The organism is Pseudomonas sp. TE31087 (assembly GCF_057284075.1).
The window spans coordinates 5,605,439-5,621,363 of record NZ_JBXVNN010000001.1 but is presented as its reverse complement, the minus strand read 5'-3'; the positions used below and the strand labels follow the sequence as shown (position 1 = coordinate 5,621,363).

The following is a 15,925-nucleotide window of genomic DNA, read 5'->3' as shown; positions in this document are numbered from 1 at the left end:
CGGGGCAAGCCCGCTCCCACGGTACTGGGGCGAGTGGTCAATCCCACAGCTGCAGGCTGGTGCTCGTCGTCATCGGCAGTTCCGGCAACAGTATCCTCACCCCGGCGCGAAACGGCTGCGCCTCGTCCGCCAGGCCCTGGTTGGCATCCAGCACGGCCTCGACCGTGCCGGAAAGATGGCCGTAGTAGTGCTGGCAGAGGGTATCGAGCAGGTCACCCTCAGACGTTGTGCAGGTCTTGGCCATAGCTCACGAACTCCAGTGAAAACCCTTGTTTGCGCGGAATGCCGCCGGCCAGCAGGACGCTCTGCTCTTCCTCGATGCTGGTCAGGCACCAGGTGCCGAGCACCTCGCCGTAGCCGGTGGTCAACGACAGCGGCAGCAGCTGGCGACCGATGCTGCGCAGCGTCTGCAACTGGCCGAGGCCGCCCTTGAACCCGGGGAAGATCGCGCCACGGATGTTGATGCTCTCCTCGCCCAGGCTGACCGCCTGTTGGGCGCTCTCGCGGCTCAGGCGTTCCTGCCCGGCCCAGCGAAAACGCGTCTGCCGGCGCAACTGGTCGAAGGCGGCGGTGTCGAGGTTGAAGTAGTACGGCGCCGCGCCCGCCTTGAGCGGTTGCAGCACCAGCAAGTGCGGGAAGGGCTTGACCGCTTCGGCGGCCGGCGTCACCTCGGGCGCGAAGCCCAGCGTCGACAGCACGCCATTTACGGTCGAGCGCACCTCCCCCACCACACGGCGAATTGCCGCCCCGGCCTTGGCGGCGTGGGTGGCAAAGCCGTCGATGCGATCACGCACCTGACGCACCACCGCCACCGCCTGGTCGTACTTGGCCACCACCTTGGCGACCCGGGCTTGGGCATTGGTGATCGCACGCATGGTGCGCTGGAGCTTGGCGCCAATGATCGGACCGACCACCGGCAATCCTTCCAGCTCACCCACCGCGCCTTGTATGTGGCTGATCGCGTCGTTCATCGGATCGAGCATGGCGTCGGCACGCCGACGCCCTGCCTCTCCCGCCTTGACCAGGGCGTGCAGCGTGGCTTGCAGCTGCTCCAGATAGGTCATGGATCCTCCTTAAAGTGCGATGTGTGGGGTGTCGGCCAATTGCGCCGAACGGGCCTGGCGCATCAGCTCTTCCAGCTGGCGACGGGCGATGGCCTCCAGCTGTTGCAACACGGAAGGGTCATCGAGGCTGTTGCTGAACGTGACCGGCATGTTGGCGGTGAAGGTGAACTGCTGGTTGATCGGCGTGGGCGGGACCGCTGGCGTTGCCGTCGCTACCGGTGGCGCGGGTAGCGGCGGCTGTGCTGCAGGGCTATCCATTGCCCGTACCGCTTCACCCAGGCCCGGCTTGGCGGCGGGCTCTTCCTTGCCCGAACCCAGCGCCTTGCCCAGCCAGCCACCGATGCTTTCACCTCCCATGCTGCCCAGCACGCCACCGATCAGCCCACCGATCGCGGTGCCGATCACCGGCACTACCGACCCGATGGCGGCACCTGCCGCAGCACCGGCCAAGCCACCCCCGAGACCGCCGACGGCGGTGCCATAGCCCTCGAGTTTCTGCTCGGGGGGGGCATCGCTGTTGTAGGTCTCGGCTAGTTGCATACCGGTGTCGAGCACGTTGGCACCTGGAATGCGCCTGAACACTCGCCTTGCCACCGAGGCGCCGGCATTGCCGGCCACCGCGCTACCCGCCAGGCCCGTGACCGCAGTACCGGCGAGCCCGATAGCGCTGGCTGCCGATGCGGCGGCTGACGGGCTGTCCGGAACAGCCTCCTGCCCCTCGAAGAAGGCCGCCTCGTCCTCGGCTTCGTCGACCTCTTCCTCCTCCTCTCTCTTCCTCCGGCTCCTCGGCATCGTCACCCGCTTTCGGCATGCGAGCGGCAGTCGCGGGAGTCTTGGCCTTGTCGGCAGGAGCCTCGTTGGCGGCGGGCTTGTCAGAGAACAATCCATGGAGCGTCTTGCCAGCCAGACCGCCAAGACCTTCACCGATCATTTCGCCAATCTCACCGCCGTACTTCTGGATCCGCTTGTTCTTGGTCACGCCTCCGAGCAGTTCCGCCCCAAGGCTCCCCAGTACACTGCCGAAAGCGGCGCCTACCGCCTCGGCCTGGTCCTCGCTCTTGTCCTTGAGCACGGCCAGGCCAAGCTTGGTGGCGCCCTTGGCGGCGGCCTTGCCACCGTTCTCCCTGAGACCGCTGGTGATCTCGGTGCGTCGCTCGGGAGATTGCCCTTGGTAGGTCCGCGCGCCCCAGGCGGCAAACGCAGTACCACCTAGTGCGCCTGCCGCGATCAGTCCGCCCTTCACGATCTCCCGAGCGCCATTGGCGGGCCCTTCGGGGGGGCGTTCTTGCGTTGCAGCAGCGCTCTCGGGTGCGGCGCTTCGGGTCTGCTCTGACGGCGTGGCGGTCCCCTCGGGGGCATCGACAGAACGTTGAGCTGAAGCGTCAGCCGCGGCCTTTTCCTTGCCTGGGGCATCGTTGGCGGCGGGCGTATCGGAGAACCAGCCGAAGACCTTCTTGCCGATAAATCCGCCGACACCCTCGCCGATCATCTCGCCGATCTCACCACCGTACTTCTGGATCTGCTTGTTCTTGGTCAGGCCGCCCAGAAGCTCCGCTCCCAGGTTGCCAAGTACGCCTCCAAGCGCAGCACCTGCAGCCTCGGCCTTGTCCTCGCCCTTGTCCTTGAGCATGACCAAGCCAAGCTTGGTGAGGCCTTTAGCGGCAGCCTTGCCACCATTCTCCTTCAGGCCCTTGGTGATCTCGCTTTGTCTTTCAGGCGTTCGGCTTTGATAATACGAACGGGCTCCCCAGGCAGTGCCAGCGGCTACAGCGACAGTACCGGCACCGACCGCTCCAGCCTTGAGCACCGCCAAACCCGCATTCGCCGATTCCAGAGGCACACGCCCCTGCTCCGTACTGCGCGCCTCGGGCGGATCACCCCGGGCCGGCCGTGGCTCGGGGCTCGTCCCCTCCAGCAAGGCCGCCTTGCGCTGCTCCAACGTAGGGACTGGTGGCTCCTTGACGGCGGCCGCACTCGAGGCCACCACCATCGCACGCAGTTCCAACGGCTTGCGCCCAAGGGACAGGTACAACCTGCGCAAGCGCTCGACCTCGTTCCCCTCAAGGCGCAATCGATCGATCTGCGCCTCATGGGCACGCGCCTGGTCGTCATCCAGCTGCCTTTCGACCTGGCCCACCTTGTCCAGCTCGAGCCCCAGGCGGATGACCTCGCCGATCAACCGCCCGAGCCGGGTCCCGTCCGCTTGCCTGCGCAGGCGCTCGACCTGGCCACGCAAGCTGTCGACGGACCTGCCCAATGCCTGGTCGCTGGTGACGCCGAGGGTGAACACCTGTGTGTTCGCCATGGCTTGCTCCTTGTCACTCAGCCAGCCACCAGACCATGTCGCTGTACGACATGGTCATGATCTCGCTGGCGGAAAAGTTCAGCTCCTTGGCCAGCCGCCTGGCGGCGGCCTTCTGCCGGGCAGGGTCAAACCTCGTCGTCCTGCACCAGGCGAAAATAGCCGGTCTGCAGGCGGCTGTAGTCCTTCAGGGCCAGGCCCTCGAGGTCCTTGACGCCGACTTCGGCGAGCGAGGCGAACAGGTTCAGTTCGCGCTGCTCGTCGTCAGCCACGCCGCCGGCCTGGGCGTTGCGGATGTCACGCACGGTCGGTGCGCGCAGCGACAGGCTGTCGACCTGCACGCCGTTGGCCTCGCTGTGGCGCGACAGGCGCACGGTCACGCGCTCGGCGTCGACGGTCAGCCATTGTGGAAGTTTCTTCGTTTGAGCCATCGAGCGTTCTCCTTAAAGACCCAGGGCGGCGCGCTGGGCGGCCAGTTGGTCGACGCCGTCGATCACCCGCTTCATGCCCAGGGCGTCGATTTCGTAGACCAGGCGGCCATCGACTTCGAGCTTGTAGTAGGTGACGGCGACGCTGTGCTTGATCTCGGCCTTGTCGCCGGACTTCCAGTCACCCATGTCGATCTCTTTCAGCGAACCGCGCAGGGTGACGATGACCGGATTGATCTTGCCCTTCAGGCCCTTGAAGGCGCCGCGGAAGGTGCCGTTGAAGGCGGTGCCGTCAGCCAGGCCGAAGAACTTCAGCGACTCGCGGCGCACGCCGGTGGTGGTGAAGGCGGCTTCCTGCTTCTCCATGCCCTGGTCCATCTCGACCGGCATGTCCATGCCGCCGGGGCGGTGCTCTTCCATCTTCAGGGTGAGCTTGGGCAGGGTCAGGCTGGGCACGTCGCCCTGGAAGCTGACGCCATCGACGAACAGGTTCAGGTTGGCCAGTGTTTCGGGAATCATTGCCATGTGGATGCGCTCCTTAAGCGGCGGAATCGAGGACTTCGGTCAGCCACTGGTTGGTGACTTCGACGCGGAAATTGGGGTTTTCGGCAGGCGGCACATCGGTGAAGCGGATGTTCCAGTACACCTTGCCCTGCTCCAGCTGGCTGGCGGTGTTCAGCTCCGGATCGGCGAAGACCTCGAAGTTGATGATCGCGCCCTGGTTCTTCAGGTCGCGCATGAAGGCCTGCAGGCCCTCGGTGACGTCCTTGACGTAGGTGGCGGTGATGGAGCGGTCGACGGCCCACTTGTGGCCGTAGAGGATCGCGTCCATGACGATGTCCATGGTCCGCACACGGGTGACGAAGGCCCATTTCGGGTCGCTCGACAGGGTGCGGTTACCCCACAGGCGGAAGCCGTCGTCGCGGATGATGGTGGCGATGTTGGCATTGTTCAGCAGGTTGGCGCGGCAGGTGTCGTCGCCGTCAAGGAACTCCACGGCGCGGGTGGTGCCGGTGATGCCGACGAACTCCTTGTTCGAAGGCGAGGCCCAGAAGCCGTACTCGCGGTCGGTGAAGGCGAACAGGCCGGCGACCCAGGCCGAACCCGGCGCGTCGACGGTGGCCTCTTCGGCGTTGTCCCAGTAGCGCACGCCCGGATCGACCAGGAAGGCGCGCTTGGCGCCGAAGTTCTTGGCGTAGGCGATGGCCGCCTCATCGGTGGTGTTGGGGCCGTCGATGATGGCGATGGCGCGCAGCTTGTCGGCCAGGGCCACCAGGGCGGTGCCGACGGCTTGGGTGGCACTGTGCTTGGGGGTGACCAGCAGACGCGGCTGGGCGTTGAAACGGCTCTTGCCGTCGAGCAGCGCCTGCAGGCCGGTACGCTTGCCGTCGGCCAGCACGTTGCCGATGATCGCCGAGGTCTGCTCGGCGGCGTCTTCGAGCTTGGCCACGCCGCAGGCGACGATGACCGCCTTGGCGCGGCTGTAGATGGCGCGGCAGGCTCTGGTGATCGCCGCGTCCTGGCCGAACGCCGCGACCGCTTCGCGCTCGCTGGTGATCAGTACCAGGTCATTGGCCTTGGCGGTGACGCCCGGGCCTTCGGTGAAGGTGTCGACCAGGCCGATGATCGAGGACGACGGCAGCGCGATGCTGCGGGCGCCGGTGTCGACGTTGGTCACGGTGACGCCGTGGAAAAAACCACTCATGTAAGTCTCCAGATACGAAAAGGCCCCGCAGAGCGAGGCCATTGATACAGCGGTTAAGAAAACGCCCCGTCAGTACGAGGCGTCATGGAATGATGCTGGCCATTAAGGCTGGCGTCGGCGGCCGGTGCTCAACCGACGGGAAGTCGCTACCTTGGGGCCAGTCCCGCAATGCCCGACGATAAGCCTGCAGTTCTATGTACTGATCGGTAGTCAGCGTGGTCACCACGCCTTCCTCCAACTCATCACGGTGTCGCGATACAACACCATCCGTGACGGCTAGCCGCTCATCACGCCACTGTCGTTCAATAGTGCCCAACACTCCAAGATCCGGAGGGGGCGGGTCACTCAGAATAGGAGAGCCGTTCAGATCCGAAATAATCCGACGACCACCACTTTGTCCAGCCAGCAATGTGTTATGTATTTGATCGCTCACTTTACGTGCATCAGAAGGAATGAAACTATTGACGTTATCGTCATAGAAAAAGCCAGTCGCTGGGCTGAAAAACGTTGTCATACACGACCTCTCACTTTCCAAAAGAACGACGACGACCCTACAAATAAGTTACGCACCGTAATACTGCCCGGTGTACTATTTCTGGCTTGAAGAACGGGGGAAACTCCGACGTTTTCACCGCCGCTGAAGTTCGCAAATGTGAGTTCTATACAGGTTGGTACCGCCAGCATTGCTACGGGAAGCGTGATCACCGTGTCCGAACCCGAGGGCGCTCCGACGTATACCCCCCACTGCTCAATTGCTCCGTTTGGAAGCTTCTGATACCCGACAGTACCATTGAGCGAGGCCCCAAAGCCGGAGCTTGAACCAAGCAAAGCGCTACCACCAACCAACATCCAACCGCCGAGAGTGGCGATTACCTCAAGCGAGTCAGTGATACCGATGGACATTGTGCCTATCAAGCCCGAACCCACCACCTGAATGGCGCCCGTTCCAAAGTTTATAAACCTGATCTTGGAGCCAACAGCAAAGGATGAAATAGACGGTAGCGTAATCGTGTAGCCTCCCCCCGTGAGACTGAGAACTTTTCCTGAGTCAGTTGGGACCACTGTATAGGCGCCGCTGACACCCTTCTGACCACTGTAATTTCCAATCTCCCGCTGCACAAACTCAGTTGTCGCCAACTGACGACTGCTATCGAACTGCGGCATAGTAGGGCGATCTACATAACCCAGCGCCGCACTTCCTCCTGTCAACGCCCAGTTACCCGCCGCCCGGGTCAGGATAGCGGTATCACCTATATTCAGCGTAAGTGAGGTAACAAGACCGGCCCCAGGGTCGATAACATCGTCCCCCTGAACAACCACATTTTGAGTTCCTGAGGTGCCCGAATGCTGAATCGCAAAAGTTGTGCCTTCAACCAAGCTAGAAATCAGCGGAAGTTTCACAGTATAGCCTGTTCCGGCCATTCTGATGATTTTGCCAGCATCAGACTTGGTTAGCGTGATGCTTGAGCCATAGCTCACCGCACCTGAAAAGCTGCCCAACGCACGCTGCACAAACTCTGTAGTTGCAAGGCGCGGGGAAGAATTGAACTGAGCCTGGGTAACGAAGCCTTCCTCACTCAGGACCTGCGAGTAGCGCAGCATGCTGCTACCGCCAGACAAGCGCCACTGGCCGGCCAGCTTGATGAACTCAGCTGAATCCCCTAAACCAAGCACAATTGGTCCAACGACTCCGCTAGCAGTATAAATAAGATCGCCGGCCGCGGCCTTCACAGTGACACTACCAGAGCCAGCGCTTACGACAGTAGTGGTTGCCCCCTGTGCAACACCCAGCGTTGGGGGCAATGTAATGCTGATAGGCGTTGAACTTGAGGCGCTGATTAGGCCTCCAACATGAATAGCCGTTAATACTGTGTTGACCGCAACCGAACCAAAGCTCGAGTATTCCAGCCCCACACGCTTGACGAAATCAGTGGTGGCAAGCTTTGAACTACTGTCGTATTGTGCTGGCGTAGGTGCTGTGGGTGCTCCCACAAAGGCTGGGGATAACAGGCGCGCAAACCCATCGGTGATATTCTGAAAAACCAACGAGGTGAGGCCAAGGGTAATAGGTGCATCTGTAGTCAATTGCCAGATGGTATCTGCGAGCACCTCACCCAGTTCGACAACTACGATCAGCCCCGACGTTACTTTTGTGCTTGTATCGGCATCTGAGGCTCTGGGCCAAGTGCCGACAGCTGCGACATACAAGCCGTTCTCCTTCGCCACCGTCTGATTTTTCACTAGGACTCGGTCACCCGCAACAAGCGCTACACCGTCGACGGTCTGAAGTCCCGCAAGGGAGAGATTGACCGAGGTTGCAACCCGTACCGACTGCTTTATATCTAACTTGCTGAGCTCTTCGGTAATGCGGCTATCGACATAATCCCGAGTAGCCAGGACCACCGCCGGATCGATCTTCAACTGCACGTTGCTGGCGCTGCTGACGATCAGGTTCATGCGCACCACCTGGGTGCGCCCCGAGCCCTGGCTGAGCAACGGTTTGTAGGTCGGCGCGCAGTTGGCCACGGCGACCATGTCGCCATCGGCGTCGTACAGCGCGATCTCGCGGATCCACTTGCCGCCGACATCCGCCGGGATGACCTGCTCGGCAACGATGATCGCGCTGTTCTTCTCGTCCACCTTCAGCTGGTTCAGCGGCGCCCGGCGCCATTCGTTGATCAGGCTGGTCTGGGTGGCGTTGGGGGTGGGGTCGGCGCCATTGGCGTCGCCCACGCCCATCTGGGTGATTTTCCACGGGATGCCCAAGGCATCCGCGTTGGCCTGTTTCGCCGCGCCCACGTTGGTGAGGATGGCGTAGAACTGGGAATTCTGGTCAACCATGTGCAATGTCCAAGGTATCGATTGTGTGTTCCCGGCCGCCGCGACCAATGGCGCCACTGACGATCAGGTCAGGGGCTGCCGGCGGATAGACGTCGAGTTCGTCGCCATCCTGCAGCGCGCAGCCGAAATAGAGACCGCCACGGCTTTCGAGACTGATCGCCAGACCGGTCATGTGGCGGCTGACCGGCCGGGCGTCGTCGATCAGCGACGACAGTTCGTTGTAGGTTTCCTCGCTGATGCCGGTGTCGGTCACCCCGACCTTCAGGGCAAACGTCCCCGGCACCCCGGCAGGCTGGGTCTGCCACCATTCCTGCACCTCGATCAGGTAGCCGAACGGCTCGACCACCCGCCGGAGGGCGCCGAGGGTGCCCTTGTGGGCATGGACGAAGAACGCCGAGCGGATCACCGAGCGCTTGATCGCCTCGCTCCAGCTGTCGTCCCAGCGGTCCACCGACCAGGCCCAGGCCAGCTGGTAGAGCAGGTGCGCCGGGCAGGTGTCGGGGTTGTAGAGGGTGCGCAACGTGACCTTGAGGTCCTCGTCGGCCGCCACCTCGATGGCCCGCTCCAGCGGCGTGCGGTTGAGCGGCAGAAGGCTGTGCATGTCAGCCACCCCGCCGCAGTTCGATGCCGGTGCACCAGGCCGCCTGGGCCTTGCTTGGGCGAATGTCGCTCCAGCCGACCAGCTCGACACGGCTCACGCCATCGATGTGCAACTGTGCGTCGATTCCGGAGCGGGCGACCTCGACGCCGAGGCGTCGGCGTGGATTGACCCAGGCCTGGAGACGGCGCCGGCACTCGCTGAGGATCGCCTCGAACTCCGGGCCGTTGTCGGCCATGTGCAGCACCGCCTCGACGCGGTACGGCAACACCTCGGCGCTGCGCACATTGACCCGGTCGGCGACCGGACGGATATCATCGTCGTTGAGGTACGCGTTTACTTGCGCCAGCAGCTCGGGGCTGGCCACACCGTCGTTGTCCAGGCTCAGCACAGTGACGTCCACCACCGCCGGCGAAGGGCTTTCGGCGGTCGCGTCGGCGACCCGCCCCGAAGCGTTGCGGGCATGGAGGATGTAGCTGTTGCGCGGGCCGGCGGTGGTCAGGCCTTCGTAGACCAGTTGCATCCGCTCACGCAGGGCGTCGTCGGATTCGAGCACGGCCTCGGTCGGTGGGATCGTGCCCGGGTCCGCGGCCTGGATCACCAGGCGTTGCAAGCTGACGTTGGCCGCCAGCTGGTCGAGGTCGTTGCCTTGGGCATAGGCCAGCAACAGGGCCTTGGCTGCGTCGTTGATCCGTGCCCGGTTGAGCAGCTTGCGGTAGGCGCCGACCTCGAGCAGCTTGGTCACCGGGTCGCTTTCCAGGTTGGCGGTCCAGCCGTCACCCAACTGGGTGCGGAAGCTGGCCAGGTCTTCCTGGTACAACGCCTCGAAGTCGAGGTCTTCGAGCAGTTGCGGAGCGGGTAGTTTCGACAGGTCGACCTGGCTCATACGGTCACCTCCACCAGGGCATCATCCCCCAGGTAACGGCCGCTCAAGGCCAGGCTGACCTGGCCGTCGAGCACAGCGACGACCTTGACCCGCTCCAGTTTCAGACGCGGTTCCCAGCGCCCCAGGGCCCTGGCCACCTCGGCCTGCACCGCGCTCTTCCAGCCTTCGTTGACCGGCAGGTCGACGTAGCGGCGCAGCTGGCTGCCGTACTCCGGGCGCATGCGCCGACTGCCCAGCGGCGTGGTGAGGATATCCTCGATGGATTGACGCAGGTGGGCCACGCCCGACAGGGGCTGGCCGGTACGGCGGTCCATGCCGATCATGGGGCACCTCCTGGAATTGAGGCTCCAGGTAGCCTGTTCGGATAGCGCATGGTTATCACCTCGCAGGCAGGAATGAATTGCCCGGCACTGCCGGGCAACCGGCCTCAGGACACGAAGTCGTAGGTCAGGGCGATGGCCGCCGTGGCGTTGTTGGCGACGGTCCACAGGCCGTAGCCCGCCGGGATGAACAGCGGATAAGGCAGGGTGTACTGCGAATCGATGCCGCCATTGATCCCGCCCATGATGGCGTGGACACTCATGTCGCCAATGTAGGCCGGTGCCTTCGGGCCGGTGTACAGGTTGAGGATGCCGCCACCGGTGCACAGGGTGGCGGTGCGCAGGTACACGCCATCCTTGTTGTCCGCCGCACTGAAGACCTGGCTGACGGCGGTTGGGTGGGCGTTGAAGAAATGCTTGCCGACTTTTACTGCTTCCATGTTGCTTTACCTTTTGAGTCGAAATGAGGGGGCGCGGCACTCACCGCGTTCATGTCGCTCAATGGCGATCTTGCTGGGCTCCAGGCCATTGTTCAGTGCTTGTGGTTGGCGGTGTTGCCGGCCGTGTCGATGATCCGGCCACCGCCGTTGATGTCGCCGCTGACCGTCAGCGGACCGTTGATGGCGACCGTGCCGGTCAGGGTGATCGACGCAGCGTCGAGGGTGATGGCGTTGTCGCTGACCACCAGGGTGCTGGCGCCGACCTTGACCGTGGCCTGGCCGCTGGGCAGCTGGATGTCATAGCGTTTGGCCTGCCAGTCGTAGGTCAGCGAGCCGCCGTCGTCGAAGCGCCAGACTTCGATATGGTCGCGGTTGTCCGGCGCCGTCCCGGCATTGCCGTACAACCCCGGGACGAAGGTGCCCAGGGCCGGTTCGCCGCTGGGGCTGATCAGCACGCCCTGCTCGTCCAGGCTCGGCACTCGCCAGTGGCGGGCCTTGCCGGCAGCCTGGGCATGCCAGCGCACCCAAGCACTGGTCCAGCCACCGCCGTCGGACACCCGCACCCGGGCCGCGGCCAGGTCCACCGCCACCACCCGGCAGGGGATCACCAGGCTGGCCAGCATGCGATCGTGCATGGCGCTGGCGTAGCTCATGCCAGGTCCTCCGGTGACAGGTACTTGTCCTGGTTGCCGAGCCCGGTGTCCGGAACGAAGCCCAGCATCAGGCTGCCCGGCGGCTGGTCGGGCCAGGGCCAGTGAGCATTCCCCAGCAGGACCGGTTGTTCCCATTGCACCCGCCAGGTGCTGCCCTCGGCTTCGGCGAGGATGTCCCGTGCGCCCTCGACGTAATCGAGGCCCCAGGACTGCTGGCGCAGCACATCGATCAGCTGCGCCGCCAGCACGCCGGCCTGCGTCCGGGCCTGCGCGGGGGTGCCCTGGGCGGTGACGCGGGCTTCGAAGGTCGTCATCAGCAATGAGCGACCGTCACGCAGCGCCTCGTCGCCACGCATGCGCAACACGCCATGCACCAAGGCCGGCAGGGCCGGCTCGGTAATGTCGTCGCCCTCCGTGGCGACCGTGGCGAAAGCCGGCAACGCCGCCCGCAGGGTGGAGGTGACGGCCGCGTACAACTGGGCCAGTTCGCTCATGCTTGTGCTCCTTGAACGCTCGGTTCGGCGAAGGCCGGGCCCGCGAAGGCCCGGCGCCCGGCTCAGAAGTGCCAGGTCCAGATATCGATCGGCTTCTGGTCAGGGTTGATCTTGCGGATATGGCGATAGGTCGGCTGAAAGCCGAAGCGCGCCCACACCGGTTTCTCGTCGAGGATGGCGATGCTGCCGTTGGCCTGCAGGCGCAGCACCGCGCTGGCATGGCCGCCGGTGTGCGAATGCCACAGCACCGCGTTGCCGGCACCGTAGACCACCAGGTTGCCGTCGCCCTGGAACACCGCACGCACGGCGCCCTTGCCTTGGGTACCGGCGTTCCAGGTGGCCGCGCCGTTCGGGCCATAGGCCACGAGATTGCCGTCGCCCTGGAACACCAGCTTGCTGGCGCCCGCGCCGTATACCATGCCCTGTACCAGCTCGGAGCCAGGCGCCAGCAGCAGCGAGTCGACGGCGCCAGGCACCAGCGGGACGGCCGGCGTGCCGTTCCACAACGCCAGGGAGTCGACCAGCACGATGTTGCCGTCGTCCTGCAGCACCAGGTGCGTGCGGTTCCACTGGTCGTTGCTGGTGAAGGTGCTGTTGTTGGTCAGCCACACCCGGCGCCGCGAGTAGTCGTCGAGGAATGCGCCGTACTGCACGTAGAAGGCCAGCGGGGCTTTCTTGTTGCGCAGGGGAATGCTCGAACTGAAGGGTTGCTGTTCATTGGCGACCCAGACGGTGGCGCCGTTGTCCTGGATCACCAGGTTGCCATCGCCCTGCAGCAGCAGCTTGAAGCGCTGGTTGGGCGACAGCAGGTACTGGCCCGCCGAAAGGGTCTGGTAAGCGGGCAGCACCGAAGTGCCGACGCCGTTGAAAGGAATGCGGGTACGACCTGCCATGGTGTTTCTCCTACTGGATCGATTGAAGGGGAGCTGGGCTCTGCGGCCCGTCCTGATCGCTCGGTGGCACGTTGTCGAGGCCCGTGGCCTTCATGTGGTTCAAGGTCGCGCAGCGCGAACACTTGATCTGGACCAGCGCCGACCCGCCGATGCGGGCCAGCAAGCGGTTGCATTTACCGCAGCGAAACTCGTTGAACATCCGCTTTCTTCCTTGTTACCGCGTTCATTCTTCGTCCTGGCGCGCCACTGCGGGCTGGTCGTCCAGCCCCAGCCGGCGCGCGGCCCAGCGCTCATAGAGACCGATGGCCACGTCGGCGCCAGCCATGGCGGTGAGGCAGCCAAAGGCACTGGCACTCCAGATCGACATGCCGCTGGCGTACAGCAGCATGACCGTCGATACCCCGCAGGCCATGCAGGCTCCGGAGCGCAGCGCCAGCCGCCTGAGCAGCCCCCAGCCGCGGGCGCCGGCCTTGTCGGCGCGCCACATCTCGCCGGAAAGCCCGCCCAGCAATGCCAGGAGGATCACCAGCCAGAGCGGCATCTCCAGCAACGCCTGTTGCTCGTTCGTCACGTTCCTGCCTCCTGTGTGTTGCCCGCCGGCGACATGCCGGCGGATCGTGATTGGCTTGACTCGGCATTCCAAAAAGCCCGCCCTGCAGGCTTTTCAGTAATGCGCGGTGTAACCGCCGGCCACGACTGGTGACGCCGTGCGGTTGCGCTTCAAATTGGTGACTCCGACCGCGGCCGCCTGCCCGCCGGATAACTGATCGTGGTGCTTTACGCTGCACACCCGGGCCAGTTGCCAACCCTCTGAACAGTCGAGGCCTGTTCATCGCTGCCTGTATCTCAACCGGTTTGCGTCCGGCTTGGGATACATTTTATGCATTCATGCATATGCAGTCAATGCACAAATTCAAAAATTTATGCATCAGCTTTTGCTCCTATGCATGGAGGCCTGATCTGACGTGGATGTAGGGGATTTCTGAGGACGAAAAAAAACCCGCCGGAGCGGGTTTTTATCGAGGGCTTGGGATCAACGGGCGTACATGCCCCACCAGAAGACGTGGCCAAGAAGGCTGATCTGTTCTTCCTGCATCTGCTGGAAGCTGTAGTCCTCGTCGGGGTGCTCGTCGCGGTTGAAGCTGCGCAGGCGAATGCCGGTAGGCAGGCGGTACACCTGCTTCACCCGCAGCTGGCCATTGTGATTGATGGCATAAAGGTCACCGTCGATGATGTCGCCGATGGTGCTTTTACCGGTATTGACCCCGACCGTGGCGCCATCGCGCAGCACCGGCAGCATGCTGTTGCCGCGTACCGTCACGCACTTGGCGTTGTCGAACTGCACGCCATTGTGGCGCAGGCTGCGTTTGCCGAAGCGCAAGCGAGCGTTCTCGCTTTCCTCGATGACGAATCTTCCTGATCCTGCTGCCAACTCGACCTCACGAAGAAAAGGAACGGACACCTCGTCGTCCTCGACGGGGGTTTCATCGTCCCACAGGCTGATATCGCTCAGGGCTGCGTGGCCCTGGGCGAGCGGGGCCGCGTCACGGGACTCGCCCAGTTCGACGCGGCCGCGCAACTGGTCGGTGCTCACGCCGAAGTACTCGGCGATCTTCGAGACGTGCTTGTCCGAAGGATCGACGATCTTCTCGCTGAGAATCCGCGACAGGGTGGATTGAGGCACGCCCGTGCGCCGATGCAGCTCTGTGTGGGGACAGGCCGTGGCGGGCGAGCAGTTCTCTAAGTACGGAGGCTACGTTGCGCTTTTGCATAGAATGCATAGTAGCGAGAGCATATGCAAAATGCAATCGAGGGATGGCAAAGGTCAGTGATTTCTGATTCGCAACAGCCGGTCGCCGTCGGGACGCCGCAGTAAAGCTACGGGTATACTCCTCGGCCCAATTGCCAGCGCCGCATGAAAATAATCCGCGCAGGGCGCAGTGCCATGTTCAAGAACCGACTGTTTCGGATGCCTGCTATCAGGTATCCGGATCACAACAAGGCGCAGCCAGTGCCCCTGGCCGTGTCCAGGACAATTGAACCGCTCAACGAAAACAGGGAGGGTCCGGTGATACCCCATAGCGAAAGTCGTGTGACGACAACATCCAGTCGCTTGATCGAAGGTGCGGTGTACTTCGCATTGCTGGCCATCAGCGTCGCCATCTTCGAACCGCTGATCAGCAAGCTATCCGCCATTGGCGGTGACTATGTCGCCCACCTGAAATGGGCGAGCGAAATCGAAGAGCACGGCAAGCTCATACTTCCGCACCCGCTTTATCACGTTCTGGTCATCGTTGCGAAAAAATTGCTGGCCATCGACTACATCGCGGCTTCAACTGTGGTGATCCTCCTGGCCATTTCATTGCTGGCCATCCTCAGCTACCGTGTTCTCGCGCCCCGCACATCGTTGCCCGTTGCCTTTGTGTTCTCTGTCTGCCTGCTCCTGGTGACACCGCTGCAGGCGTTCTTTTTCGTCGATAACCACTTGTACTTCGGCTACATCGGCATCACGGTCTACCACAGCCCCACCATGCTGCTGCTCAAACCGTTGTCATTGATCGTGTTCTGCTATGCCCTGAAGACAGTGGACCGCCCCGCAGGAGATCCACTGCCCAGTGCCCTCGCGTTTGCTGCTGCGATTTTCGTCTGCGGTATTTCCAAACCGAACTTCCTGCTGATCGTCCTGCCGGCGTTCGTGCTGTTCCTGATGATCACCCAGCATCTGCATTCCACCCTGAAACGCCCGTACATCTACGGGGCCTTTTTCCTCCCTGTCCTACTGGTGCTCAGCCTTCAGTTCTTCCACACCTACTTTTACCAAGGGCTTTCCACCGGGACGGGCAATGAAGAAAGCCACGTGCTGTTCCTGCCATTCGAAACATTCTCCCACTACTCGAATTTCCTGACTGGCAAGCTGTTCCTGTCAATTGCCTTCCCGCTGCTTGTGCTGCTCTCCTATCCCAAGGCGAGCGCACAGAACAAGGCCTTCGTGCTGGCGTTCCTGTGCCTGCTGATGGGCATGATCCTCACCTACTTCTTCGCCGAAAGTGGCTATCGAATGTATGCCGGCAACTTCTGGTGGAGCGGGCAGATCGGCCTGTACCTGGCATTCCTGTTCTCGCTGGCGTTCCTGCTCGGTGATCGCAAGTCCCTGACCCGCACCGTGTTCGATAAGATAAAGTACGGCCTCTGCCTCAGCGTGTTCTTCGCACACACGGCTTGCGGCGTGTTCTATTACCGTCAAGAACTTCTGTTTGGCTACATGCAGTACTGGTAACAGTCAATTCAACGCTCAACAAGA

Annotated in this window: 19 protein-coding genes and 1 pseudogene; 1 reads left to right on the top strand and 19 read right to left on the bottom strand. The window is 62.9% G+C overall.

All coding sequences use genetic code 11. The annotated features are described in order from the left end of the window. Window positions 1-37 precede the first annotated feature (37 nt). The 19 genes and pseudogenes from ACZ899_RS25470 to ACZ899_RS25380 form a co-directional block, all read right to left on the bottom strand. Window positions 38-244 (bottom strand): tail protein X, encoded by a 207-nt coding sequence (locus tag ACZ899_RS25470; protein WP_203651200.1) that lies wholly within the window; start codon window positions 242-244, stop codon window positions 38-40. Further along, window positions 219-1,064, bottom strand: coding sequence for a phage tail protein (locus ACZ899_RS25465; protein WP_234562537.1), 846 nt, complete (start codon window positions 1,062-1,064; stop codon window positions 219-221). The genes ACZ899_RS25470 and ACZ899_RS25465 overlap by 26 nt, the downstream gene beginning before the upstream one ends. A 9-nt stretch (window positions 1,065-1,073) precedes the next feature. Then, the gene (locus ACZ899_RS25460) at window positions 1,074-1,619 is read right to left on the bottom strand and encodes a hypothetical protein (RefSeq protein ID WP_485627924.1); all 546 of its coding nucleotides are present in this window, start codon (window positions 1,617-1,619) and stop codon (window positions 1,074-1,076) included. A gap of 67 nt (window positions 1,620-1,686) precedes the next feature. After that, window positions 1,687-3,369, bottom strand: a complete 1,683-nt coding sequence (locus ACZ899_RS25455; protein ID WP_485627922.1) for a hypothetical protein — start codon at window positions 3,367-3,369, stop codon at window positions 1,687-1,689. Window positions 3,370-3,494: 125 nt separating this feature from the next. Then, window positions 3,495-3,797, bottom strand: coding sequence for a phage tail assembly protein (locus tag ACZ899_RS25450; RefSeq protein WP_234562539.1), 303 nt, complete (start codon window positions 3,795-3,797; stop codon window positions 3,495-3,497). A 12-nt stretch (window positions 3,798-3,809) separates the two neighbouring features. Beyond that, window positions 3,810-4,319, bottom strand: coding sequence for a phage major tail tube protein (locus ACZ899_RS25445; RefSeq protein ID WP_023628885.1), 510 nt, complete (start codon window positions 4,317-4,319; stop codon window positions 3,810-3,812). Between the two features lie 13 nt (window positions 4,320-4,332). Continuing rightward, a complete protein-coding gene (locus tag ACZ899_RS25440) occupies window positions 4,333-5,499 on the bottom strand; it encodes a phage tail sheath subtilisin-like domain-containing protein (protein WP_234562540.1) in 1,167 nt (388 codons plus the stop codon). Window positions 5,500-5,581: 82 nt separating this feature from the next. Further along, complete coding sequence (locus ACZ899_RS25435) at window positions 5,582-6,013, bottom strand: tail fiber assembly protein (protein WP_234562541.1); 432 nt, start codon at window positions 6,011-6,013, stop codon at window positions 5,582-5,584. Then, window positions 6,010-8,340: a phage tail protein gene (locus ACZ899_RS25430; RefSeq protein WP_234562542.1), complete on the bottom strand. Its 2,331-nt coding sequence runs from the start codon at window positions 8,338-8,340 to the stop codon at window positions 6,010-6,012. Before ACZ899_RS25430 ends, ACZ899_RS25435 begins: the two co-directional genes overlap by 4 nt. Next, window positions 8,333-8,941 (bottom strand): phage tail protein I, encoded by a 609-nt coding sequence (locus tag ACZ899_RS25425; protein ID WP_234562543.1) that lies wholly within the window; start codon window positions 8,939-8,941, stop codon window positions 8,333-8,335. The genes ACZ899_RS25430 and ACZ899_RS25425 overlap by 8 nt, the downstream gene beginning before the upstream one ends. Window position 8,942: 1 nt before the next feature. Beyond that, entirely contained in the window at window positions 8,943-9,824 is an 882-nt protein-coding gene (locus ACZ899_RS25420; RefSeq protein WP_234562544.1) for a baseplate assembly protein, read from the bottom strand. Then, a complete protein-coding gene (locus ACZ899_RS25415; protein WP_028690641.1) occupies window positions 9,821-10,147 on the bottom strand; it encodes a GPW/gp25 family protein in 327 nt (108 codons plus the stop codon). Before ACZ899_RS25415 ends, ACZ899_RS25420 begins: the two co-directional genes overlap by 4 nt. A gap of 104 nt (window positions 10,148-10,251) precedes the next feature. After that, the gene (locus ACZ899_RS25410; protein ID WP_110738424.1) at window positions 10,252-10,584 is read right to left on the bottom strand and encodes a hypothetical protein; all 333 of its coding nucleotides are present in this window, start codon (window positions 10,582-10,584) and stop codon (window positions 10,252-10,254) included. A gap of 92 nt (window positions 10,585-10,676) precedes the next feature. Beyond that, window positions 10,677-11,237 carry a phage baseplate assembly protein V gene (locus ACZ899_RS25405; RefSeq protein ID WP_234562545.1) on the bottom strand — a complete coding sequence of 187 codons (561 nt, stop codon included), beginning with the start codon at window positions 11,235-11,237 and terminating at the stop codon, window positions 10,677-10,679. After that, window positions 11,234-11,731, bottom strand: coding sequence for a hypothetical protein (locus tag ACZ899_RS25400; protein ID WP_234562546.1), 498 nt, complete (start codon window positions 11,729-11,731; stop codon window positions 11,234-11,236). The genes ACZ899_RS25405 and ACZ899_RS25400 overlap by 4 nt, the downstream gene beginning before the upstream one ends. A gap of 62 nt (window positions 11,732-11,793) precedes the next feature. Then, window positions 11,794-12,624 carry a putidacin L1 family lectin-like bacteriocin gene (locus ACZ899_RS25395; protein WP_203651179.1) on the bottom strand — a complete coding sequence of 277 codons (831 nt, stop codon included), beginning with the start codon at window positions 12,622-12,624 and terminating at the stop codon, window positions 11,794-11,796. A 10-nt stretch (window positions 12,625-12,634) separates the two neighbouring features. Further along, window positions 12,635-12,823, bottom strand: coding sequence for a Com family DNA-binding transcriptional regulator (locus ACZ899_RS25390; protein ID WP_203651177.1), 189 nt, complete (start codon window positions 12,821-12,823; stop codon window positions 12,635-12,637). Between the two features lie 24 nt (window positions 12,824-12,847). Further along, on the bottom strand, window positions 12,848-13,195 hold the full coding sequence (locus ACZ899_RS25385) for a phage holin family protein (protein ID WP_203651175.1): 348 nt from the start codon (window positions 13,193-13,195) through the stop codon (window positions 12,848-12,850). 462 nt (window positions 13,196-13,657) lie between these two features. Beyond that, window positions 13,658-14,396: pseudogene (locus ACZ899_RS25380) on the bottom strand (LexA family transcriptional regulator). A 173-nt stretch (window positions 14,397-14,569) separates the two neighbouring features. On the opposite strand from ACZ899_RS25380, the gene ACZ899_RS25375 reads away from it, so the two are divergent. Then, window positions 14,570-15,901, top strand: coding sequence for a hypothetical protein (locus ACZ899_RS25375; RefSeq protein ID WP_234562547.1), 1,332 nt, complete (start codon window positions 14,570-14,572; stop codon window positions 15,899-15,901). The last annotated feature ends 24 nt before the right edge of the window (window positions 15,902-15,925 follow it).